Source organism: Vibrio tubiashii (genome assembly GCF_028551255.1).
In the GTDB taxonomy this organism is placed as follows: Bacteria; Pseudomonadota; Gammaproteobacteria; order Enterobacterales; family Vibrionaceae; genus Vibrio; species Vibrio tubiashii_B.
This window is the reverse complement of record NZ_CP117030.1, coordinates 106,785-128,298: the sequence shown is the minus strand read 5'-3', so window position 1 is coordinate 128,298 and position 21,514 is coordinate 106,785. Positions and strand designations below refer to the sequence as shown.

23 protein-coding genes are annotated in these 21,514 nt (G+C 44.5%); 6 read left to right on the top strand and 17 right to left on the bottom strand.

The features are described from left to right. Positions 1–149: 149 nt before the first annotated feature. The gene (locus LYZ37_RS15935) at positions 150–893 is read right to left on the bottom strand and encodes an oligogalacturonate-specific porin KdgM family protein (RefSeq protein WP_272787883.1); all 744 of its coding nucleotides are present in this window, start codon (positions 891–893) and stop codon (positions 150–152) included. A gap of 287 nt (positions 894–1,180) precedes the next feature. Here LYZ37_RS15935 and LYZ37_RS15930 point away from each other — a divergent pair, with 287 nt between their 5' ends. Then, positions 1,181–1,525: a rhodanese-like domain-containing protein gene (locus tag LYZ37_RS15930; protein ID WP_272788411.1), complete on the top strand. Its 345-nt coding sequence runs from the start codon at positions 1,181–1,183 to the stop codon at positions 1,523–1,525. 23 nt (positions 1,526–1,548) lie between these two features. On the opposite strand, the gene LYZ37_RS15925 is transcribed toward LYZ37_RS15930, so the two are convergent. Next, positions 1,549–2,634 carry an AarF/UbiB family protein gene (locus LYZ37_RS15925; protein WP_272787882.1) on the bottom strand — a complete coding sequence of 362 codons (1,086 nt, stop codon included), beginning with the start codon at positions 2,632–2,634 and terminating at the stop codon, positions 1,549–1,551. A gap of 452 nt (positions 2,635–3,086) precedes the next feature. On the opposite strand from LYZ37_RS15925, the gene LYZ37_RS15920 reads away from it, so the two are divergent. Next, positions 3,087–4,814 carry an ABC-F family ATP-binding cassette domain-containing protein gene (locus LYZ37_RS15920; protein ID WP_272787881.1) on the top strand — a complete coding sequence of 576 codons (1,728 nt, stop codon included), beginning with the start codon at positions 3,087–3,089 and terminating at the stop codon, positions 4,812–4,814. A 34-nt stretch (positions 4,815–4,848) separates the two neighbouring features. Here LYZ37_RS15920 and LYZ37_RS15915 read toward each other — a convergent pair whose 3' ends face one another. From LYZ37_RS15915 to LYZ37_RS15895, 5 genes are all read right to left on the bottom strand, one after another. Continuing rightward, positions 4,849–5,580, bottom strand: a complete 732-nt coding sequence (locus LYZ37_RS15915) for a substrate-binding periplasmic protein (RefSeq protein ID WP_272787880.1) — start codon at positions 5,578–5,580, stop codon at positions 4,849–4,851. Between the two features lie 24 nt (positions 5,581–5,604). Further along, positions 5,605–6,399, bottom strand: coding sequence for an MBL fold metallo-hydrolase (locus tag LYZ37_RS15910; protein ID WP_272787879.1), 795 nt, complete (start codon positions 6,397–6,399; stop codon positions 5,605–5,607). 156 nt (positions 6,400–6,555) lie between these two features. Further along, positions 6,556–7,011, bottom strand: coding sequence for a BLUF domain-containing protein (locus LYZ37_RS15905; protein ID WP_272787878.1), 456 nt, complete (start codon positions 7,009–7,011; stop codon positions 6,556–6,558). A gap of 159 nt (positions 7,012–7,170) precedes the next feature. After that, on the bottom strand, positions 7,171–7,389 hold the full coding sequence (locus LYZ37_RS15900; RefSeq protein ID WP_272787877.1) for a helix-turn-helix domain-containing protein: 219 nt from the start codon (positions 7,387–7,389) through the stop codon (positions 7,171–7,173). Between the two features lie 10 nt (positions 7,390–7,399). Continuing rightward, complete coding sequence (locus tag LYZ37_RS15895) at positions 7,400–7,927, bottom strand: DUF2975 domain-containing protein (RefSeq protein ID WP_272787876.1); 528 nt, start codon at positions 7,925–7,927, stop codon at positions 7,400–7,402. 162 nt (positions 7,928–8,089) lie between these two features. Between LYZ37_RS15895 and LYZ37_RS15890 the strand changes: the two genes are divergently transcribed. Then, positions 8,090–8,431: a hypothetical protein gene (locus tag LYZ37_RS15890; RefSeq protein ID WP_272787875.1), complete on the top strand. Its 342-nt coding sequence runs from the start codon at positions 8,090–8,092 to the stop codon at positions 8,429–8,431. 128 nt (positions 8,432–8,559) lie between these two features. On the opposite strand, the gene LYZ37_RS15885 is transcribed toward LYZ37_RS15890, so the two are convergent. Next, positions 8,560–10,176 carry an NAD(P)/FAD-dependent oxidoreductase gene (locus tag LYZ37_RS15885; protein WP_171320470.1) on the bottom strand — a complete coding sequence of 539 codons (1,617 nt, stop codon included), beginning with the start codon at positions 10,174–10,176 and terminating at the stop codon, positions 8,560–8,562. Between the two features lie 181 nt (positions 10,177–10,357). Here LYZ37_RS15885 and fdxA point away from each other — a divergent pair, with 181 nt between their 5' ends. Beyond that, positions 10,358–10,681, top strand: a complete 324-nt coding sequence (fdxA, locus tag LYZ37_RS15880) for a ferredoxin FdxA (protein ID WP_004746605.1) — start codon at positions 10,358–10,360, stop codon at positions 10,679–10,681. Positions 10,682–10,838: 157 nt separating this feature from the next. Here fdxA and LYZ37_RS15875 read toward each other — a convergent pair whose 3' ends face one another. From LYZ37_RS15875 to LYZ37_RS15865, 3 genes are all read right to left on the bottom strand, one after another. Beyond that, positions 10,839–11,765: an alpha/beta hydrolase gene (locus LYZ37_RS15875; protein ID WP_272787874.1), complete on the bottom strand. Its 927-nt coding sequence runs from the start codon at positions 11,763–11,765 to the stop codon at positions 10,839–10,841. A 39-nt stretch (positions 11,766–11,804) separates the two neighbouring features. Then, positions 11,805–12,209: a hypothetical protein gene (locus LYZ37_RS15870; RefSeq protein WP_272787873.1), complete on the bottom strand. Its 405-nt coding sequence runs from the start codon at positions 12,207–12,209 to the stop codon at positions 11,805–11,807. Between the two features lie 150 nt (positions 12,210–12,359). Continuing rightward, positions 12,360–13,517: an alpha/beta hydrolase gene (locus LYZ37_RS15865; RefSeq protein ID WP_272787872.1), complete on the bottom strand. Its 1,158-nt coding sequence runs from the start codon at positions 13,515–13,517 to the stop codon at positions 12,360–12,362. Between the two features lie 277 nt (positions 13,518–13,794). Between LYZ37_RS15865 and LYZ37_RS15860 the strand changes: the two genes are divergently transcribed. Further along, positions 13,795–14,712 (top strand): helix-turn-helix domain-containing protein, encoded by a 918-nt coding sequence (locus LYZ37_RS15860; protein WP_272787871.1) that lies wholly within the window; start codon positions 13,795–13,797, stop codon positions 14,710–14,712. A gap of 224 nt (positions 14,713–14,936) precedes the next feature. Here the strand turns inward: LYZ37_RS15860 and LYZ37_RS15855 are convergent, their stop codons facing one another. Both LYZ37_RS15855 and LYZ37_RS15850 read right to left on the bottom strand, forming a co-directional pair. After that, positions 14,937–15,368: a GNAT family N-acetyltransferase gene (locus LYZ37_RS15855; RefSeq protein ID WP_272787870.1), complete on the bottom strand. Its 432-nt coding sequence runs from the start codon at positions 15,366–15,368 to the stop codon at positions 14,937–14,939. A gap of 141 nt (positions 15,369–15,509) precedes the next feature. Next, positions 15,510–16,412, bottom strand: coding sequence for a LysR family transcriptional regulator (locus LYZ37_RS15850; protein WP_272787869.1), 903 nt, complete (start codon positions 16,410–16,412; stop codon positions 15,510–15,512). Between the two features lie 211 nt (positions 16,413–16,623). Between LYZ37_RS15850 and LYZ37_RS15845 the strand changes: the two genes are divergently transcribed. Further along, positions 16,624–17,901, top strand: a complete 1,278-nt coding sequence (locus tag LYZ37_RS15845; RefSeq protein ID WP_272787868.1) for a serine hydrolase domain-containing protein — start codon at positions 16,624–16,626, stop codon at positions 17,899–17,901. A gap of 113 nt (positions 17,902–18,014) precedes the next feature. Here LYZ37_RS15845 and LYZ37_RS15840 read toward each other — a convergent pair whose 3' ends face one another. The 4 genes from LYZ37_RS15840 to LYZ37_RS15825 form a co-directional block, all read right to left on the bottom strand. After that, positions 18,015–18,749: an RNA methyltransferase gene (locus tag LYZ37_RS15840; protein WP_272787867.1), complete on the bottom strand. Its 735-nt coding sequence runs from the start codon at positions 18,747–18,749 to the stop codon at positions 18,015–18,017. 186 nt (positions 18,750–18,935) lie between these two features. Further along, positions 18,936–20,036: an alkene reductase gene (locus LYZ37_RS15835; protein WP_272787866.1), complete on the bottom strand. Its 1,101-nt coding sequence runs from the start codon at positions 20,034–20,036 to the stop codon at positions 18,936–18,938. 14 nt (positions 20,037–20,050) lie between these two features. After that, on the bottom strand, positions 20,051–20,431 hold the full coding sequence (gloA, locus tag LYZ37_RS15830; protein ID WP_272787865.1) for a lactoylglutathione lyase: 381 nt from the start codon (positions 20,429–20,431) through the stop codon (positions 20,051–20,053). Between the two features lie 128 nt (positions 20,432–20,559). Beyond that, entirely contained in the window at positions 20,560–21,450 is an 891-nt protein-coding gene (locus LYZ37_RS15825) for a DMT family transporter (RefSeq protein ID WP_272787864.1), read from the bottom strand. Positions 21,451–21,514 lie beyond the last annotated feature (64 nt).

The following is a 21,514-nucleotide window of genomic DNA, read 5'->3' as shown; positions in this document are numbered from 1 at the left end:
TCCCTTTTAGCTAGAAGAGTGTAGTGGGTAATCAAGCGCTTGTAATAGCTTTAATCATTCTGGTTAAGACGGATTAGCTATAAAGAATCAGGCATAAAAAAGCCAGTCAATGAACTGACTGGCAAAGGACAGATAGAGAAAAAACTACACTACAGATTCATTACAACGCCAAAACGCACCGCGTAGTCATTTTCGCGATTACCATTGCTATCAACATAAGTCTCGTCTACCGATACCAACTCCATGTATGGCGTCCAAGTCTCATCGACTTTATAGTTAACCATGATGGTGTGCTCCCAGTAATCGTCTCGGCCCGTACCCTGATCAACACCGTCTTGAACACGGTAGCGAGGGTTATACATTAACCCCCAATCACCAATGTTTTTAGAGATCCACAAATCAAACTGATTTGATGCACCGCGTGTTGTGCCGCTACCATCCAAATACTGCTTACCGTTAGCATCATTTGACCAGTTGTAGCGGTAGCGACCTGTCATCGACACCCCATTGTCAAACGTGGTTCCTAGCTTTAAGTACGGGCGATATTCCGTCCAGTTTGAAGTTGTGACTGTGACCAAACCCGGAGACCAATACCAATCCTCATTGAGATTAAACTTGTAAGACGCCTCAAACTCTTGAGCCGCCGCTTGCAGGCCGTTTTTGTCTGGGTTGTTAGCATCATTGCTGCCAAAGTAAGCGTCGTTATGTAGCTGAGCCGCTTCTGCACTAAAGTAAAAACCGTTGTCGAAGGTGTGCATAAACTTCACGCGGCTATCACGATTTTCTGACGTCGTATTGTAACCAAAACGAACATCAAGTTTGGTTTCTCCAGCGATAGCAGAAGTCGATGCACCTGCAAGCAAAGCTGCGCAAATTAGGGTTTGGAGTTTCATTCGTAGACCTTTAAAAATGTTTATAAAAATGTGCTGTCAGCGACGCCAAATATAGGGCTACGAATAAACTCGGTAAAAGGTATGGTGATACATTCGCTGTATCAAGATTCTATTGAGCCCCAAGTCACAGCAGATGTTTCTAGGTTGTTTCTATTCAAAGGAACACGTAAGAAAATGTGACAGGAAAATCGCTACGAAACGGGCAAAGAGTAGATGTTGTGACTTATCTCGCGGCGAAAAGAGAGCAATCAGATATGCTGAGTGAGTTACAGCAAAAGGGAACTACCATGAAGCGCCTCACACTACTTTTTACGTTATTGGCTGCGCTAAGCCTTCCAGCTATCGCCTCTGAGCGAGCAGAAATAGGCTGGCAATGGATAGAGCAAGGCGCAATGATTGTTGATGTCAGAACGCCACCGGAGTTCGCAGACGGGCATTTACCACAAGCTGTGAACTACCCGCTCTCAGCGCTAAACATTCACTTTGCCGATATCGCCAAAGATACTCAGATAGTACTCTATTGTCGTAGTGGCAATCGTTCAGGGAAGGCTTATCAGTATCTAAAAGCGAAAGGCTTTACCAACTTGCATAACGCTGGCGGTTTAGCTGAGATGCTTGAGAGTCAACACTGATAGCTCTTCTCGAAAAACTACTTTTACTTAATTTGATACCGTTTCACCAACTCTCGCTTGTGACTGTATGACTGAATAAGCTCTTGCTGGCTTTTCCCTTCATTGTGATAGAAAAATCCACCTTCCTGCTTGAGCTCATTGTAGTGCTCGCGGATCATCGACAGTACTAAATCCACTCGTTTAATGGTGGTCGGTGTACAGCTTTGACCATCAAGATCATCCTCAATATCGAGTACATGCGAGCGAAACATTTCCAAACGAAACAGCGCGTTTAGATTGTCTTCGCTCTCTAGCGCCTGCTGATATCGCTTAACCAGCGCCTCTTTTTCGGCTATCACCACCGAGTCAGCCGATCTACTTTTTAACCCGTTGAGCTGCTGAACTAAAATGCTCATTGCCTCATGCTTTACGTTCTTATATATGGCTAACGATTCACGATGAGAGTAATCATTTTCCAATAACCAGCCAGATAAGAAGCGAGTCTCAAAACGCTCACAGAAGTTGAACATAGGTGCTTCTAGCCCATTGCTGTTAAGTTCTTTCATAGGATTGAACGGATACATATAACCAAAGTCGAACAGCCATAATTTTTGCTGCTCATCAACAAGCAGGTTTCCACCACATAAATCCCATTCAAATAGACCTATCTTTTCGCACGCAGATAAGGTGGCAAACAGCTGTGAGAGCATTGAACTCGTTACCTGCTCAACGGGTTCCCCCTCAATCCAATCAGACAGAATAATGCCTAAGCGATAATCAGCATAAACCGTAGACACTATGCACTCGAAATCTTGCGAAGTGCTCATATCGTCTTTTTGCTGCTGAATATCGAAACGGCGTTGGACTTCGTTAAGGAAGGAGTACTGACCATCGAGGTTTTTCACTTTCGCCTCTGGGCGCTTTTTCTTCAGAGTGTAATCTTTGCCATCAAAACGAACGCGAAACACTTCTGCGGTTAGTCCACTTTGAAAGGTGTCGACAACGTAATCAGAGTCAGCAGTGGTGGCTGCCAATAACTCGGGAGAAATAGGACATTGCTTAGCGCAACCGACAATTAGGTTACGTTCACTTAGGTCAAACTCTTGCTGTTGTGACTGACGTTGATTCACAGGTGACTCCTTGTCTGGGATGTGTATTTGGTGATTTTATCAACAGCAACATGGTGTGAATCCTCCCAAATTTATAAATTCAGGGTTGAGAGATGAGGCGTAAGCCAAAAGTATAAGCCTATGATTGTTATCACGAAGCTATCTTGAACCCTGATAGTTTTCTGTACATTGGTGACAATGGCGCTAAAATGCTCATCAACGAATAACCGAAAGTGGCAACACTTTTATAACTAACTTAAGGAGGAATTTATGTCTTTGTGGTGTTCAATCAACCCACGCTTTTATGGCATGAAGGCTCGCTCAAGAGTTTTAGATATCGCGCTGCGATAATCTCGACTTGAGCGAAATATCAACTATAGACGAATAACGTCCCCGAGTACTTTCCCTCAAGCTCGAAGAATTATTGTCAGCACAGACAACGGCCTTTTGCGCCCCAAATTCTTGAGAAAATTATGAGTACTTATTTAACTGCACAATCACTAACTCTTTCTTACACCTCAAACCCGCTGTTTAAAGCGCTAACCTTCACCCTTAATCGTGGTGATAAAATCGGACTCATTGGTCATAACGGCTGTGGCAAAAGCTCGCTATTGAAGCTACTCAATGGTCAATACGAACCAACCGAAGGTCACATAGCCAAAGCAACTCATTGCCTTATGAGCTATGTAGAGCAACATGTTCCTGAGCACCTTTATAGCCAAAGTATCCGTGAAGCTTTAGCCGAAACATTAAGCGTCGATGACGACTGGCGCGCTGAACTGGTGCTAGCCGAGCTTGGTTTTTCTGACTCTGAGCAAGATATGCCTGTCGCCAATTGCAGTGGCGGTCAGCAGATGCGATTGCTTATTGCGAGAGCCATTATCAATCAGCCAGACTTACTGCTTCTCGATGAGCCAAGTAACCACTTAGACTTACCTTCGTTACTTTGGCTAGAGCAGTTTCTCTCCAATTGGAAAGGCTCTTTTGTCTTGGTTTCACACGACCAAACCTTGCTGGATCGAGTGACAAATACGACTTGGGTCATGCGAGATCAATCTCTTCATCATTTTGCTCTACCTTGCACTCAAGCAAGAGCCGCACTGTGTGAGAAAGATCGGCAAGACCAAGCTCGACATGCCAATGAGCAAAAAGAGATAGACCGAATAGAGAAAAGTGCCAAACGGCTCGCGACCTGGGGTAAGGTTTATGACAACGAAGATCTCGCCCGTAAAGCAAAAACCATGTTCGCGAGAAAAGAGCGCTTGGAGGAAGCTCAAACAAAGCTGACAGAAGGCACACCTTGGCAGCTTATATTGCAAGGTGAAGCTCTGCCTGCCAACCGACTGCTTGAAACCGGCGAGTTTAGCGTTACGCCTCCTGATAGCCATTTCCATCTATTTAAAATGGTAGAAATGCGCGTAAAAAGTGGCGACAGAATTGCAGTTTTAGGAAGTAATGGCTTCGGTAAATCAACCCTGCTTAACCAACTTTACCGACATTATCTCGCTGAGATAAACCCATTGAGCTCACAAGCTGTCACCTTCCATGACAGGTGTCGCTTAGGATACTACGACCAGTCTCTCAAGCAGCTGAAAGACACTGACACTATAAGCGACGCCTTACAGACTTTTTCATCCGTGAGTAGTGAGTTAGCTAAGCGTTCGCTGATTGGTGCAGGCTTTGAGTATGCGAGGCACAACCAAGATGTGGCTTCACTCAGTGGCGGTGAGCGTGCTCGCTTATTGTTTATCGGCTTAACCCTTGCGAAGTACCATCTGTTGTTTCTTGATGAGCCAACCAACCACTTGGATATGGAAGGCAAAGAAGAGCTGATTACGACTTTAAATGAGTTTAATGGTGCAGCACTCATTGTCAGCCACGACCGTAGCCTCATTGAACAAAGCTGCAATCGTTTCTGGTTAATCAACAATGGTACATTGACCGAATACCTAAGTGCTGAAGAGGTGTATCAACAGATAGCCGAACATCCTGACACAGCGTTAGCTGTTCAAGCACCAGATAACCAACAGGAGTTGAATCCCTTCGATGGAAAGCTAACTAGCGAAGAGCAACTGTTGGAGCGTTTGATAGAGCTAGAAACGTTACTTGAAGAAGATCTTCAGCGTAAACCTAAACATCAAAAGCCCAACCTGCAGCAAGATTGGCGTGAGGAGATCGAGAGGATTAGCAGTCAACTGTAACATAGAAATTAGGGGCACCATCAGGTGCCCTACTTTATTCGTACTTTTTAATCATCTCGGCAATTCTTCCTGACTGCTGCAGTGACTTCAGGCCAGCATTAAAAGCCGAAAGAATACTCTCTTTGTTTGGATGATCACGACTGATAGCAATGTACAAAGGGTTCTCTGCTAATGGTTTGTCGATCAAAGCGAAGTCATTAATCTCTAATTCGTTGTTCTTTACATACCATAAGAAAAAGAACTTATCGGCCACTAATGCATCGATCCGGCCCGCTTTTAACTTTCTCACATTGGTGGCTAAGCTATCAGAATCCATCCGATCAAAAGCATTCGATTTCAAGAAGTCATCATCGTAGGCATAGCCACGCAATACTCCTATCCGCTTCTCGTTTAAACTTGCTAGCCCTGTATAACTGAATGCGTTTTCTTTAAGCGTGACAAAGATGAGTGAATTGGTCAGATAGGCATCACTGAAGTCAAGGTACTCTAGTCTCTCGCTACTCTTCCAAACGGTCAGCGCAATATCATAGCGCTGAGTCGTCACTTCTCTTAAAGCACGGCTCCAAGGTTTAATGGTATTTTTAATGGTGTAACCTTGTTCAGAAAAAGCTTCCGAAATGATCTCATAGGCTAAACCTTTCACTTCTGCAGAATCGATAACATATGGCGGCCATTCATCCTGTATCGTCCATACTATGCGCGAAGGAACCTGTGCTTGAGCTGAAAAGACAAACAACATACATATTGTGATAAACCGGATAATCATAGCTAGCCCCCCACTTTATCGACTCTAAGCACCGGAGCGTAACGACGTAAGGTTAAACTCTAGCGCCGGCTTAACTAGCTTTGGTGGCGTAACCTTTTGGTCGCATTCCCCACGATGATCAATAAACTCTTGCTTGCTGGTTGAAGCATTAAGCATCTCATTTTGATGCTTTTCTTCTCCAATCGTCGTTTTGTGTTGGGGATGCCCTTCACTATCTAAACAATCATGCCCGAGGTACACTTCGGTACTGTCTTTTAGTGCATACAATTTGCGAATAGATTCAAACATCTTCTCCGCATTGCCACCGGGGACATCGACATTTCCGGTGTTGTGAAAAGACAGCGAATCACCGACAAACAGTGCATCTCCTATCTTGAATGAGACATCTGAACGCGTATGCCCTGGCGTATTGATCACTTCGAGGTGTGAATGACCAAAGTCCATCTGCTCGTTTTCAAGTAAAAAGTGCTCAAAATGGTAAAGCTCACTTAAACACAGCTCCTCTTTCCAATCTGCATAGACTTCCTTAACACCTTCCGATACATAAATTGGCACTTGAAGTTGCTTACTCAAATAGAAGGAACCTGACAGATGATCGGTATGGATATGCGTTTCCAAAATAGCCACTATGTGTAACTGATGAGTCTCGACATAAGCGAGTATCTCCTGCGCAGATTCATAACTAATGGCATCATTTTCAACGTCGTAGTCAGCCACGGGGTCAATAACAATCGCTTCATTGGTCTCCTTATCGGCAACAACATAACTGATCGTTCCCGAAACAGGATGAAAGAAATCTTGAATACTCTGAGATGCCATTGTTCCTCCTTGAGAGGGGGTCAAATTAGAAGGGAAAATTGAGAGACGGACAATAATCAGTGTAGACCGTCATAGATATTTTGACTGAAAAAGTGCCCCTAAAAATGCACTCCCTAGCGAAGACAAAAAGATGATGTAAGGAGTAGAAAAGATCAGTTACCGATAAACTTTTGATAAACCACCACTATGCAAATGCGCGAGTGGTAAGTAACTTTTAAGCTCGGTAATAATCTCGTTGGCAGACTGCGTATTAAGGCGATAAGGATCGAAGTCAGGTGAGTCCATAAAGTATAAATTGAGTGGCTTTAGTATCTCAGACTGGAGAATATAGGCCATCGACCAGCAACCAAACTGTCGAGAGTCCAGCATGCTTTTGTCGAGTAACTTCACATTGTAATGGCGCACATCTTTCACGATTCGGCTATACGTAGAGTCGACATCTGAAACATCACCCTCTAAATATTGCATAAAGTACTTGTGGTTAAAGTAGAGAACTCCAGTGATGCTGTTTTCATTATTATGTCTTTGAGCCGATGCCATGATCTCCTCAAAAGAAGAGAGCGTAAACGCGTCGCTAACTGTGCTCACATAGATAAGCTTTACAAGTTCCATGGATATACTCAAAGGTGCATATTAGGTAAAGCATAGTCACCTTCCGAGTAATTTACAAAACAATCACTAATCGAAGTAAATATCACTACACCCCTTGGAATATCAGAAAGCCAGAGTGTTACTCTGGCGTTCTGATATTCCGTCTCGTTAAGAGATTAACTAAAGATCGTTATCCGAAGGAGCGTACTCCAGCAAGTCTCCAGGCTGGCAATCTAAATGCTTACATATGGCCTCTAAAGTGGTTAACTTGACCGCTTTAGCGCGACCATTTTTAAGCACTGATAGGTTCTGCTCGGTAATGCCAATTAATTTAGCCAGCTCATTTGAGCGCATCTTTCGTTTAGCGAGCATCACATCAAGGTTAATTACAATTGCCATAAAAATTCACTTAAATTGTCAGCTCACTTTCTTCTTGAAGCTCAGCCGCTCTTTCCATTACCACTGCAATGACGCGAACAACTAACCCAATAACAAACATGGTGATATCAGCGTCATTCACTTCAAAGGATATGTTCCAACCTTCTTCATTGTACGATAATACAAAGCTAAGAAGTATGCCCATGATAAGCTGAACGAAAGGTGTTGCCATCAGTAAATAGCTGATCTTTTTGTAACACAGTGTATTTTGACGCTCAAAAATCTGACCTTTCTCGTACAAGCGGAATAAGACTATCAACTGCCACAATAAGGCCATTGTTAGAAAAGTTGTCAGCATGCTTGGTATAAAACCAATCAATGACCGAGTGATACTCAAAGGCAAGGTCACCTCTACTGGGAAATTAGCATTAAACCATTCAACATCCCATATGGTCGCTGAAAACCAGAAAACAGTGTTTAGCACGGCAGTGAAAATAAGAGAAAACCAAAAGAGTATTAACAACTTTCGGCTGAATTTGCTGATAGATTGTTGTGTCATGAGAAGACCTAGTTGAACTTAACTTCAGTATATCTTAGGCATGCAACAGCTAACTAGCAATAAAAAATTATCGTAAAACGATAATTTTTTATTGCACTGGTGTTATTTTAGCTCTAGTTTATAAAAAGAACTTCGCTCAAACTTTTTAACAGGCACACCTTTATGATTAAGTATTTATTCCTAGCTTTCTTACTACCCACATTTGCCGGCAATGTCTTTGCAGGTACATTCCTTGATGAGTTACCTCAAGACCATACAATCTCTGCTCCCGTCCAATGGCAGCCATCCCCATACGATGAAGAGACCACACCAATACAAAAACAATATTCAGGAGATAAGTGCGTAGAGAAAACCCAAAACTACTTTGACACGGAAAAACCTGCGTCAAAAAGTGGCAACGTAGAATGTTACATTACCCAATTCCCTAACAAAGGAATAGAAACTCGCGTCCAGTCAAGTGAGGATGGAGAAATGAGCGTCGGGGTTAAATGGGATATTGATTAGAGTTTGATCTTCGGTCACAGCAGCTCAAATAGGACTTCATAATCACTTTTCCGAGCGAGATACAGTACGTAGATATAAAAAAGGCCCTTTTGCATTAACAGAAGAGCCTAGATATTGGATTAGTGGGATTAAGCGTTCTCTAGGTCAGCAACCATTGCCTTAGAAAGAGCTTCAGCTACCTTGATACCGTCAATACCCGCAGAAAGGATACCGCCCGCATAACCAGCCCCTTCACCCGCTGGGTAGAAACCTTTTAGGTTGATGCTCTGGAAGTCTTTACCACGCTTGATACAAACTGGAGAAGATGTACGAGTCTCTACGCCTGTTAGTAGACCATCATCTGATGCAAAGCCTTTGATCTTCTTATCAAACGCTGGAATGGCTTCACGAATCGCTTCAATGGCAAAATCTGGTAGCGCTTTAGAGATGTCCGTTAAGTGGATACCTGGCGTAAATGATGGTTGAACGTCGCCGATTTCGCTTGGATCACGACCTTTCAGGAAGTCACCAATCTTCTGCGCTGGCGCATCGTAGTTCTCACCACCAAGTACGTAAGCACCAGATTCTAGCTCACGCTGGAAACGGATACCTGCTAGTGGGTCACCTGGGTAATCACGCTCTGGGTCGATACCCACCACGATCGCGCTGTTTGCGTTACGCTCTGAACGAGAATATTGGCTCATACCATTAGTCACAACGCGGCCTTCTTCAGATGTAGCGGCGACGACTGTGCCACCCGGACACATACAGAAGCTGTACACAGTACGACCATTCTTACAGTGGTGAACCAGTTTGTAGTCTGCTGCGCCAAGAATTGGGTTGCCCGCATTAGGACCAAAGCGCGCTTCATCGATCATTGACTGTTTATGCTCGATTCGGAAACCAACCGAGAACGGCTTCGCTTCCATGTACACGCCGCGATCGTGCAGCATTTCAAACGTATCACGTGCACTGTGGCCGACGGCTAGAACAACGTAGCGAGATTTAATCTCTTCGCCGTTTGATAGAGTTAGACCCGTGATTTGCTCGCCATCCATGTGGATATCGTCAACGCGAGTACTAAAACGGATTTCACCACCCAGTTCGATGATTTTCGCACGCATCTTCTCGATCATCGTTACCAGCTTAAAGGTACCGATGTGCGGCTTACTTACGTACATGATCTCTTCTGGTGCACCTGCTGCAACAAACTCAGTGATTACCTTACGACCGTAGAAGTTTGGATCTTTTACTTGGCTGTAAAGCTTACCGTCAGAGAACGTACCTGCACCACCTTCACCAAACTGTACGTTTGATTCCGTATTTAGAGTGCGCTTACGCCAGAAACCGAAGGTATCTTTTGTACGCTCACGAACCTCTTTACCACGCTCAACAACGATAGGTTTAAATCCAGCTTGCGCAAGAATCAGTGCTGCGAACAGACCACATGGACCAAAGCCGATAACCACAGGACGTTCCGTCACGTTCTCAGGCGCTTTGGCAACGAATTTGTACTCCATGTCTGGCGTTTCTTTTACGTGCGGATCACTAACGAACTGCTCAAGTAGCGCAGCTTCATTTTCAACCACCACATCTAGCGTGTAGATCAATAGAATATTGGCTTTTTTACGAGCATCGTAGCCACGTCTAAATACATTGTAAGAGATGACTTGGTCTTCAGAGATGCCAAGCTTCTTGGTAATGGCGGCAGTCAGCGCCTCTTCCTCATGATCAAGAGGAAGTTTGATTTCATTTAAACGTATCATGTTGATGTCTCGTATAGATAGGTGTCTTAGCCAAAACCGTTTGACGAACGGTCAGCTCACAATGGCGCGCATTTTACGAGAAATTGAATTGTCTGTCATACTAAATCAAACATATTGAATTTTGGCTTGGGATGAGTATTATCCCCTTTCCTCAATTTTGACTTATACAAGAGCATTCATCATGGCGTTTGTCGTAACTGATAACTGTATCCAATGTAAATACACTGACTGTGTCGCTGTATGTCCGGCAGATGCGTTTCATGAAGGCCCAAACTTTATGGTCATCAACCCAATCGAGTGCATTGATTGTGGTCTGTGTGTTGATGAATGTGATGCGCACGCGATCTTCCAAGAAGATGAAGTGCCAGACGATCAAACCCTTTTCATTGAGTTAAATGCTGAACTTGCCGAACTTTGGCCAGTACAAACCGAAGTAAAGCCTGCCATGGATGAAGCCGAAAAATGGAACGGTGTGCCAGACAAGCTAGGCATGCTAGAGAAGTAGCGAGAAAGCGAGAATTTTTGAAGGGTTGGCATTTTGTGTCAACCCTTTGTTTTTGGGTCATCCTTACGAACATGGAACGAGTGAGTAGGGATCTCTAACTTGTTTTTGGACAGAAACGTTTTAGTTCATTTACACTAAAACGTTTACATGGATTAGGTTATTTATTGAAGAAATCAGCAACCGCATCAGCCGATAGTCTTACTGCCTCTGGCTTGTAGTAGAAATCAACGTGGCTAAATTCAGCAAGAGATAGCACTTCATGTTCATTCGTCAACTTTTCAACAAACGCAGTTGAGCAAATAGCGGTTGGCGCATCCTGACCATAGACAACTAGCGTTGGTTGCACAATTTTGTCAGCATAGTGTTCACAAAGAGAGAACAAGGATTGCATTGGCTGATCTGCCACATGCATGTTAGTGAAGTTTTCGACCGCGACAGGGCCTCGATATCCATCACGACCGTAATAGTCATAGCTTTCACCTGCCATTTCAGGGAAAGCGGCTTCACCAACGAACTCCTCTTTTGATTGTTCGTCATTTAGACCAAATGGCGCCACATAATCCGGTTTTCCTGTTTCAAACATTTGCTGTTTAGAAGCGTTTGCACCCGCGATCATTTGTTGAACTGTGGTTGTATCTGTCCATTGGAAGGCATCAGCTGCCATCATGCCGGACACAAGAGCCATCTTCTTAATACGGTGGTCGGTTACGGCTGAAGACGCCATGATTGAACCTCCCTGACAAACGCCTAGACCGTAGACTTCGTCAACATAAGGTAGCGAGCACAAGAAAGATACCGCATCCCACGTGTTTTCGATCAGACGAAACATGTAACGAGACTGCATGTGTTCTCCAGGAAGTGCCGGAGAGTCGCCCATTCCCAAGTAGTCGAATGCAAGGAAGATGAAACCACACTGTGCCATTTCTGCACCATAGGTTGCTAGCACTTGTTCTTTCACCTGCGGAAACGGACTTGCACCTAAGATCGCTTTGTATTTTTTGTTTTCGTCAAATCCTTCAGGCACATAGAGATTACCAACCAGGTCTACACCAAATGATTTGAATGTTACTTGTCTAATATTCATAGTCTTACCTTTTGTTTCTGCTACTAAATTAAGCTTGCCTTATTTGCTTTCAAACACTGGTATTAGCTCTAGCGTTGCTGCTTCGTGCTTTTTTCGGTCAAATGTTAAACGTATTACTGGGTATATCAGCCCCAATAACTTTCGGTAGGCTTTATTGACCCGAGCTGTCACCATAGGTAGATCTTCAGGAGCTTTGCCATTGACTAACACCTCTAGATTACCAACTTTCATTGCACCATTAGGTTCACCATCCAAGCTTGGGTTATTGATAAATGCGTCATACCAACTACGCTTGTTGAACTTGTACTGTCTAACAAAGAAACGACCTTCCATTTGTACAATGGTGATATCGATAAAACGGTGATCGCCACATCTGATCTGATGAACTTTTTGGCCGCTAACGGCTTGAATCAACTGACTTAACTGTGTTTCATTTTGTCTCATAGGTATCACCTCTCAGAAGTTGTCTGGCATTCGATGAGGTTATCTTACGTTCTATGCAGCCGAAGAGCAGTGCACAAAACTGCAAGAGTTGTATACATAATTACGAGACTGAAAAGCTAACTTAGAACCCTGTGTAAAAGGAGGGTTTCTCTATTGAGCTCGTGCCACATCGAGCATCGCTCTTTCAAGATCTGGATAGTAAGGATTCCACGTCAATCTAGCGTGAACCTTGCCGTTTTCTTCGTACCCCCAAGCCGACCACCAGACTTCCCCTCCTTGCTCGCAGTAAGTTACCGCATCGCTATCCATGCTATTCATACACATCGTGTAGGTTGCATCTTGGCCATAATGAGCATTGGTTGGCGCAAATAACGGACTCATATGTGATGCGGTACTAATCCTTAACTCATCTAGCTTCATGCTCGACACTGTCACAGTGTCTTGCTCAATGTTTGACTCGCCGTACCAAAGCAACTGATTGTTTGAGTTCGTAAAGCGCTGCTGATAAAACTCGTGTACCGCTTTTGGATCGATAATGCTGTCTGCTTCACTTAGAACAACAAGGGTCGGGATCTCCACTTGATTCTCTTTCAAGAGCTCTCTTAGTTTTGCTGCACTTTGTGAATAGGCGATCGCCCCTTTTAGTGGCGCTGAGTTATAGCGAGCTAGGTTGTCCTCATCAGTGGTATAGCCATCGAAAAAAATAGAAGCGACAGGCGCTAGCTTTTCAAGATATGGCGTTTGAGACTGAAAGCCAGGAGAGAACAGCAAAAGGCCATCAATACCACCTTTTTCGATAGCATGAATGGTGACTAGGTTTCCTCCAGTAGAGAAACCGCCCAACCAGACTTCTTGGTACTGTTGTTTTAATAATCCAGCATAATGATCAACGATTGTTTGCCAGTCATTGTAAGTTGGCAGCATTAAGTCGCTAGGCTTGCTGCCATGACCGGGAAGTAGCAAAACCTCTACATGAAACCCTTGTGCTTGCAAGGAGGGAGCAATATCCGAGAAGCTGTAGGGTGAGTCACCCAAACCATGAACCAATAAGACAGCCTTGTTTGTCTTGTGTTTTGGAGTCAGCTCGAATGGCATGTTCATCGAGATTTCTTTATCGCGATCATCGCCGATGTAACCACGGTTTTCCGCTAGCCACTGCTCGGTCACCGTTAAATACTCGGAAAAAGATGGTTGAAGGTATTCGTAATAATCCTGTGACTGGTTTAATGAGGTTGCTGGGCTAGAAATACACCCAGCTAAAGCGAAGACGATGTTCAGTAACAGCAATTTAGATAGATTTGCAGACATACTTTTAGAAAACCTTTTTTTTCTCGGAGCGCAATTGCTCTTTCGATTCGGAGTTCATCATAAGTGGTGGCTATAATTTAAGCAGTGCACAAAACCACGAGAGTTGTATACAAATTCCCGAAATGAGCCGTTTCGTTGTTTTGTATACACATTACGGTGTTTTATATACTGTGTTTCTGCCTAGATTACCGCATAGTAGCTTTCGCACTAATCCGCATGGGCGTGGGTTATTGTTTTTGACTGATGCTAAGTCTGCGTTACACCATGAGGTTCAACTATGAAAATATTCCACTTTCAAACGATTGCACAGCACAATGCAGCCCTAGGTCTTCGTCCGCCAGAGCATCCTCTCATTGACGTGATAAAAATGAGCTCAAACAGTGATGACAACCAACTTAACTGTGCAGGAGAGATTTCGCTCTCCACCAGTTTCTACTCGATATCGCTCAAGCACATTGTTTCTGGTGAACTCATGTATGGGCGCACAAAATATGATTGTTCAAATGGCACCATGCTTTTCCTTGCACCCAACCAAGAGATAACAGCCAGTGGCATTCAGATCGACTCTGTCGCTCGCACCATCTGCTTTCATCCTGATTACATCCGTGGGCACAAGCTACAAGAAGAGTTAAAGCAATATCAGTTCTTCAATTACTCGGTGAACGAAGCGCTACACCTTTCACCGAAAGAAGAGCAACACATGGCGATGATATTTGATGCGCTTGAGGCTGAAAGTAACAACAATCTAGATGCCTTCAGTAAAGATCTAATTTTGTCACAAGTCAGTACCTTATTGATGTATGCCAATCGCTACTATCATCGCCAATTTCTAATGCGTAAAGAGGCAGACACTTCGGTGTATGACCAATTTTCTACTCTTTTGGACACTCGATTAGAAGCAGTGATTCAAGAGTCTGCCTCAATCCCAGAAGTAGAAGAATTAGCTAAAGGCATGAAAATGACCGGTCGATACCTGAGTGACGCTCTGAAAGCTGAAACGGGTAAAACGACGAAAGATTGGATTCACTATGCACTTATTGAAAAATCCAAAGATCGCTTACTTTCGAGTAAAGACTCCGTAGCAACTATCGCCTATAGTCTAGGATTTGAATATCCACAATATTTCTCAAGACTATTCAAAAACAAGGTAGGGATGACTCCTTCTGAATATCGAGCTGATAATATTCGTCACTAAGTAAATCCGAACACATGATCCGTTTCATCACTGATTTATTGCTTGTTAGCTCATAATGGGGCACAAGTAAGTTAGCTCAACCAATTCAATTGACTCAAACCTTGAGTTAAAAACTGACAGAGACTTCTTTCTATCACATACGGAAACGCCCAAAGTTATTGGCTTTGGGCGTTTCTTCTAACAAGCGTTGCTTATTAATAAGCTGAGTTACGACAAACCGAGCTTTAGAGTGTCATGTGCAAAATTGGAAAAGGTTTTCCCATATCATCAACAGGCGAGCGTGAAACGACCTTAAAACCCATGTGCTCGTAAAATCCTACCGCTTGCGGGTTCTGTTCGTTTACATCGACTTTCGTCGCGCCTAACTGCTCTATTGCATATTGCAATAGCACAGCGCCAATGCCTTGCCCTCTTGCCTCGTTTAAGATGAACAGCATTTCAATCTTTGATTCGTGAGTCCCCACAAACCCGAGAATTGAACCATTTTCTTTTTTTACACATCTTAACGTGACAGCAGGAAAAGCCTGTTCAATGATAATGGGTTTAAAAAACTCAATATCGTCTTCTGTTATGAAATCATGAGTTGCTCGGACTGAGTTTTCCCAAACATCAAGCATTTCTGCGTAATACTCAGGAAGCACATTTTCTACAATCATCGTTTTGTCTCTTAAGTTGACTGAAATTCATGTGCAGCCGCGATTGGGATTCTAGCTGAAGAGAAAGTATGGCGTCTAGTTTGGTGTACGGGCGCTTAGTGAGATTCCCTACTCCTTCCTACGTCAGTCTAGCGGTTCAAATCAGTTCGCATTCGTTGCTATCAAATCAACCAAGCGCTTTGCGACTGCTCCCTGAGCTTTGTCCATTGGCCACAGTACATCGACTGACCACTTTAGATCCGATTCATGGACACCACGAAACGCGACCAACTCTCCTGTTTGCAGTTCTCGCTCGCACTCTGCTCTTGGTAAACTAGCCCAACCTACACCATCCACTGCTAGGGATTTCGCCATTTCAAAGTTATCGACATTGACTAGATGACTACTGTAGTTCTGAGTACTGACGCCCAACCGATTGAGTGGAGATAATACGATCTGAGTTAAACCGCGTATAAAAGCAGGCTCCAACTCCTCGGCAAGTTTAACGTTAGTGCGCTCAGCGTAACTTGGTGACATGACACGAACAATTTCAAACTCAAATACTTTAATGTTCATGGTGCTGCTTGGTACTTGAAAATTACTGAGCACCAAACCAACATCTGCTTCTTGCTCGGCCATATACTCCATCACTTGCGCCGAGTTACCACCGAGAATATCAATTTCGGTGGCGGGAAACTCTCTGAGAGCTTGGCTGATTGCCTTGCTAGGAGAAAAACAGCGCAAAGCAGAGTCAATCGCGACAGTTAGGTGAGTTTCATCATTGGTTAAACACAACTCGACACGCTGTGCAAAGTGCTCGGCTTCGGCCAATAGAGATTTGGCTGGATGATACAAAACTTTCGCATGCTCAGTAGCAACAAGGTGAACACCATTGCGCTCAAACAGATCGACGCCTAAATCTATCTCTAGGTTACTGACTCTGCGGCTATAGGTTGAGGAGTGCTTACCATACTTTTGCGCCACAAGCGAAAAGCTCCCAAGCTCATAGGTGAATATGAAAGCTTTTAACTTCCCTATATCTAAACTATCTAGAATATCGAGCATCAGTTCACTCCTTGCCTCAACACTTATCGTGCATATTACGCACGATAGCGAAGTTTGTCACTACTGGCGTATAGCTTAATATTGCTGCATACCTTAATCACCAAACTCAATTAAGCAACCGCCCAAATTGGACGTTAATCAACTGTAATTAAAAGGCTATTTGGTGAAATTACGTACCCTAACTAGATAAATATTCCGTCGAGATAATACTATGAAAAAAACATTCCTAGCTACAGCCATTGCGCTTACTGCAGCATTCAGCGTGCAAGCAGTAACATTTAACCAACCAGACCAAGATTACATTGCAGCAGCAGAGTCTATCGGTATGACTGGTCAAAACTGGGATGATCCAGAGTACGTTTCAGCGTCGATGCCTCACGTTTACAAGTTTTCTCATAGCTACACGCTACACAAAGGCGACTACGTACTTGACCTTAAAAAGAGCGATAAGCAACTCGATCTAGATAAAGTGATGATCCAAGACTACGACGGTCCGATCTCAGCAACTCACTTTCTTATGAACCGTTTCCAGAACCACAACGCGATGATCCTGCAAGATGGCAAGATCGTTCACGAGCACTACAGCAACGGTCTAAACGAGTTCTCTCCACACCTTGATATGTCAGTATCCAAGTCTTTTACTGCGATGGCAGCAGCCATAGCGGTAGGTCAAGGCAAGCTTAACTGGGAAGATAAAGCCATCAAATACGTACCAGAGCTAAAAGGCACGGCATTTGAAACGGCAACGGTTCAAGAAGTTTCTGACATGCGCACTGCAGTAGTGCTAGCAGCAGGTACAGTTGAGAAGTACTGGGATACTCGCCTATCTGAAGCGCAAGGCTACTATGGTCAAGAGATGTCTGCCAAATACCCAGGCGGTACGATGGACTTCTTCCCACTAATCACTGAGCGCCAAGATTACGCAATGGGTGAAAAGTACGACTACCAAGACGTAAACAGTGAACTACTAGGTCTTATTGTTGACCGAGCAACAGGTAAGCCTTTTGCAAACATCCTAGAGCAAGATTTACTGCAAAAAGTAGGCGTAGCCGCTGATGCTTACTTCATGTCTGATAAGCACGGTCTAGGCATGGGCTCTACTGGTATGAACATGCCTACCAAAGACCTTGCACGTGTTGGTCTGCTGTTCCTTAACGAAGGCAAGAACGAAAAAGGCGAGCAAGTACTACCAGCGAAATTCGTTAAAGACCTATGGGAAGGTAACGACGCGGTACGCAGCGCTTGGATAAAAGGCAAAGAGTCAGCCCTAGCTGACGGCTACTACAAAGACCAATTCCGAATGCTAGAAATTGGTGGCAAACGATACCTAGCAATGGTGGGTGTTAACGGCCAAATGTGTGTAATGAACAAAGAAGCAAACTCGGTAATCGCACTTAACGGCGCTTACCCAATGGCAGAAACGCCACGCTTCGCTGTAATGCAGTTCCACCAATTTGTTCCTGCGATTGTTGAAGCGCTAGTTAAGTAAGTTGCTCTGGAGAACTGGAGAACTGGAGAACTGGAGAACTGGAGAACTAAAGTTGACTCACTTTGAATAAGCGGGCAACTTTAGTTTTCTGGCAAAGTGAAGCAATCCTGCGCTTAGCCGTGCTGGCGACGCAAGTTATCTAAGATGATGCCTGTTGCCATCGCAACATTGAGTGACTCCGCACCACCAAAAGCAGGAATGGTAATCTTGTCGGTAACAAACTTAGCAGCTTGCTCGCGAATGCCGTGAGATTCGCTGCCCATCAGTAAAATGCCTTCGGCAGCAAACTCGGTTTTGTGCACGCTTTCACCTTCGAGGAAAGCACCATAGACAGGTAAGTTTGATTGCTCTAGGTAACTTGGCAGGTCAAGCTGGCTAACCGTCACACGACCAAAACTGCCCATTGTGGCACTGATGGTTTTTGGGTTGTAAGGGTCAGCACAATCTGCACTTGCGACTATGTGTTTAATACCGTACCAGTCGGCAACACGAATGATAGTCCCTAGGTTACCTGGATCAGACACGCCATCGAGCGCAATCATCAAGCCTTGCGCTTTTGGTGTATCTACACTTGGGATTTCGACCACGGCAATCGCCGCATTGTTACTGACTAAAGTGCTCGCTTTCGTCAGTTCATCAAGTGATGCTTCGATGCAATCGAATCCACTTAGCTCAGCGTGATAATCAGCAAGAAACTCAGGTGTAGCGAACACCTGCTTTACCGTTAGCGCGCTATTCGCCAACTCAAGTACGTTCTTCTCTCCTTGCACCAAAAACAGACCATGCGCTTTACGCTGCTTCTTTTGGCCAAGAGCTCGAAGTAGTTTAAGTTGGTTTTTTGAAATCATAATTTTTCCACAATGATGGGCTAACCCAGATAAAAGCGCGGCAATTATAGAGTAAAGCCTTGTTGAGCTAAAGAGGCCAACCAAGATTACTCTGATTCTAGTTACAGTCTTGAGCACGAGGCTAATAACAAAAAAGCACCTCACTGGGGGTTGTGAGGTGCTTTGTCTTAGTTTGACTCGCTTCAATTAGCTAGCTTGATACTCAGGGTAATCAAGCAAGCCTTTTTCTGCGCCACCAAATAGCGTTGCAGGGTCGTGCTCAGCTAGTGGGTAGTCGTTCGCGATGCGAGCCGGAAGATCAGGGTTTGCGATAAATGGGCGACCAAAACCCACCATATCGGCTAAACCATCATTCAGCGCTTGCGCCGCTTTTTCAGTGTTGTAACGACCTGCGTAGATGATCGTTCCTTGATAAGCCTCGCGCACTGCGGTTTTAAATTCAGCGGGGGTATCTGGAGCGTCATCCCAGTCCACTTCAGCAATGTGCATGTAAACAACATTGAGCTTGTTAAGTAGAGCCGCTGCCGCCGTGTAAGTTTCTACTGGAGTTTTATCTACTGTGCCATTTAGTGATGTGAACGGAGCTAAACGTACACCAACGCGATCCGCGCCAATTGCATCTGTCATCGCTTCGACCACTTCGCCTAAGAAACGCAGACGGTTTTCAATTGAGCCACCGTACTCGTCTGTGCGGTTATTCGCCTCAGAATCGATGAACTGGTTGATCAAGTAGCCATTCGCCGCATGAAGTTCAATACCATCAAAGCCAGCTTCAATCGCATTTAGCGCAGCCCAGCGATACTCTTCAATCACTTTTTGAATATCTTCTTTGGTCATCGCGCGTGGTTCTACAACATCGACAAACCCCGGCTCATCTGTGCCATTATCGATGAAGACTTTTACATTCTCAGCTTTTAAGGCAGACGACGAGATTGGCTGTTTTCCACCAATATTATCTGGATGAGTAACCCGTCCTACATGCCACAACTGAGCAAAGATCGCACCGCCTTTTGCATGAACGGCATCGGTGACTTTCTTCCAGCCCGCAATCTGCTCTGCTGAGTAAATACCCGGTGTCCAAGCGTAACCCTGACCCATCTCAGAAATTTGAGTGCCTTCTGCCACAATTAAGCCCGCACCAGCACGTTGAGCGTAGTACGTCGCCATCATATCGTTTGCCACATTACCCGGCTGACTAGCACGTGAGCGAGTCATCGGCGGCATCACAATGCGATTTTTAAGTTCAAGTTTGCCTAATTGAATAGGTTGAAATAGTGCGTCTTTCATTAGTCTATGCCCCATTACTTGCTGACTTGAATCAGTTCAATTTGGTAACCATCAGGATCGGTGATGAAGGCGATATGTGTTGAGCCGCCTTTTACTGGACCAGGCTCACGAGTCACATTGCCACCTAAGGCTTTAATTTGATCACAAGCGGCGTAAATGTCTTCAACGCCTAGTGCTAAGTGACCAAATGCATTGCCCATTTCGTACTGGCCTGTATCCCAGTTATGAGTCAGCTCAATCGTTGTGCCGCCCTGTTCATAACCGACAAACACGAGCGTGTAGCGGTACTGGGTATTTTCAGTGCGATCCAGAACGCGCATACCTAGCACCTTAGTGTAGAACTCGAGCGATTTTTCTAAATCAGTCACGCGGATCATGGTGTGCAGAAATTTCATCATTTCCCCCTTGTCGATAGCGACAACAGCCTAGAGTCACTCGCGGGCTATTGTGTCGGTGGTTCGTGTCATAAACTTTGCACCAAGAATACGACCAAGTTTAAAGGACAGGAAATTATCGTTTTTTATTATTTAAATAATGATTTGTTATCATCATTCAATTTGTTAACCATAAAGGATTTGAAGTGGTGATACGCAATCGGCAAAGCGGCGCTAGCAACAATCACGAGTAGGCCAAGTATCGCAAGCTCATTGGGAACTTCGCTAAACAACCCGTACCCAAGAGCAACAGAGTAAATAATCTTCCCATATTCGACGTTGGCAATAACGTTCGCTTCACCATATTTATAAGCCGTCACACCAATCCACTGCGCCACTGATGAAAGCACGCCAACACATAGTAGTAGTCCTAACTCCGACCAACTCGGCCACTGCCAAGCTGCTAGGCTTGGTAACAAAGCCATGATTCCTACAAACAGCGCCTGATAAGCAAGTAGCGTAATTCTAGGCTCTTCTTGTGCCACTTTTCGCACGCAGATAACAGCCACAGCAGCCCCCATTGCAGCCAGTAAGCCTGCTCCGGTATATTGCAGTGAAGCTTGTTGGAACTGTGGCTGAACCACCATCATCACACCGATAAATCCCACAATGATGGTGAATAGGCGCGTAGCCGTGATGCGCTCTGACAAGCAAAGCTTAGAGATACACGCTACAAACAGCACTTGAGTAAAGCCGAGTGCCGTAGCATCGGCTAAAGGAATATTACTTACCGTGACAAAACCAAAGTAAAGAGCAATAAACGCACCTAAAATACGTAACGCGTGTAGCTTGACTCGTTTAGGTCTAAGCAAAATGTCTAGGCTACGAACCATAGCTGGCATCAACAAGGCAATAAACACCAGTTGTCGGAAAAACAGTATTTGAAACACGTCAATGGTATCGCTTAGCACTCGAACAATAACACCGACCAGAGTAAACATTGCTGTTGAACATAGCGCTAAAGCAATCCCTTTCCACATGGGAGGTAATTGGTCTAGCCTGCGAGTAAATGGCTGAGTATAGCTACTGAATTTATGGAGAGTA

What these genes read in the sequence shown, in the direction of transcription:
- LYZ37_RS15860 (WP_272787871.1), top strand. Translation starts at nt 13,795, where the DNA reads ATGAAAATATTCCACTTTCAAACGATTGCACAGCACAATGCAGCCCTA.
- LYZ37_RS15920 (WP_272787881.1), top strand. Translation starts at nt 3,087, where the DNA reads ATGAGTACTTATTTAACTGCACAATCACTAACTCTTTCTTACACCTCA.
- LYZ37_RS15855 (WP_272787870.1), bottom strand. Translation starts at nt 15,368, where the DNA reads ATGATTGTAGAAAATGTGCTTCCTGAGTATTACGCAGAAATGCTTGAT.
- LYZ37_RS15905 (WP_272787878.1), bottom strand. Translation starts at nt 7,011, where the DNA reads ATGGAACTTGTAAAGCTTATCTATGTGAGCACAGTTAGCGACGCGTTT.
- LYZ37_RS15885 (WP_171320470.1), bottom strand. Translation starts at nt 10,176, where the DNA reads ATGATACGTTTAAATGAAATCAAACTTCCTCTTGATCATGAGGAAGAG.
- LYZ37_RS15900 (WP_272787877.1), bottom strand. Translation starts at nt 7,389, where the DNA reads ATGGCAATTGTAATTAACCTTGATGTGATGCTCGCTAAACGAAAGATG.
- LYZ37_RS15910 (WP_272787879.1), bottom strand. Translation starts at nt 6,399, where the DNA reads ATGGCATCTCAGAGTATTCAAGATTTCTTTCATCCTGTTTCGGGAACG.
- LYZ37_RS15845 (WP_272787868.1), top strand. Translation starts at nt 16,624, where the DNA reads ATGAAAAAAACATTCCTAGCTACAGCCATTGCGCTTACTGCAGCATTC.
- LYZ37_RS15825 (WP_272787864.1), bottom strand. Translation starts at nt 21,450, where the DNA reads ATGTGGAAAGGGATTGCTTTAGCGCTATGTTCAACAGCAATGTTTACT.
- LYZ37_RS15850 (WP_272787869.1), bottom strand. Translation starts at nt 16,412, where the DNA reads ATGCTCGATATTCTAGATAGTTTAGATATAGGGAAGTTAAAAGCTTTC.
- fdxA (WP_004746605.1), top strand. Translation starts at nt 10,358, where the DNA reads ATGGCGTTTGTCGTAACTGATAACTGTATCCAATGTAAATACACTGAC.
- LYZ37_RS15870 (WP_272787873.1), bottom strand. Translation starts at nt 12,209, where the DNA reads ATGAGACAAAATGAAACACAGTTAAGTCAGTTGATTCAAGCCGTTAGC.
- LYZ37_RS15835 (WP_272787866.1), bottom strand. Translation starts at nt 20,036, where the DNA reads ATGAAAGACGCACTATTTCAACCTATTCAATTAGGCAAACTTGAACTT.
- LYZ37_RS15915 (WP_272787880.1), bottom strand. Translation starts at nt 5,580, where the DNA reads ATGATTATCCGGTTTATCACAATATGTATGTTGTTTGTCTTTTCAGCT.
- LYZ37_RS15840 (WP_272787867.1), bottom strand. Translation starts at nt 18,749, where the DNA reads ATGATTTCAAAAAACCAACTTAAACTACTTCGAGCTCTTGGCCAAAAG.
- LYZ37_RS15875 (WP_272787874.1), bottom strand. Translation starts at nt 11,765, where the DNA reads ATGAATATTAGACAAGTAACATTCAAATCATTTGGTGTAGACCTGGTT.
- LYZ37_RS15935 (WP_272787883.1), bottom strand. Translation starts at nt 893, where the DNA reads ATGAAACTCCAAACCCTAATTTGCGCAGCTTTGCTTGCAGGTGCATCG.
- LYZ37_RS15930 (WP_272788411.1), top strand. Translation starts at nt 1,181, where the DNA reads ATGAAGCGCCTCACACTACTTTTTACGTTATTGGCTGCGCTAAGCCTT.
- gloA (WP_272787865.1), bottom strand. Translation starts at nt 20,431, where the DNA reads ATGAAATTTCTGCACACCATGATCCGCGTGACTGATTTAGAAAAATCG.
- LYZ37_RS15865 (WP_272787872.1), bottom strand. Translation starts at nt 13,517, where the DNA reads ATGTCTGCAAATCTATCTAAATTGCTGTTACTGAACATCGTCTTCGCT.
- LYZ37_RS15895 (WP_272787876.1), bottom strand. Translation starts at nt 7,927, where the DNA reads ATGACACAACAATCTATCAGCAAATTCAGCCGAAAGTTGTTAATACTC.
- LYZ37_RS15890 (WP_272787875.1), top strand. Translation starts at nt 8,090, where the DNA reads ATGATTAAGTATTTATTCCTAGCTTTCTTACTACCCACATTTGCCGGC.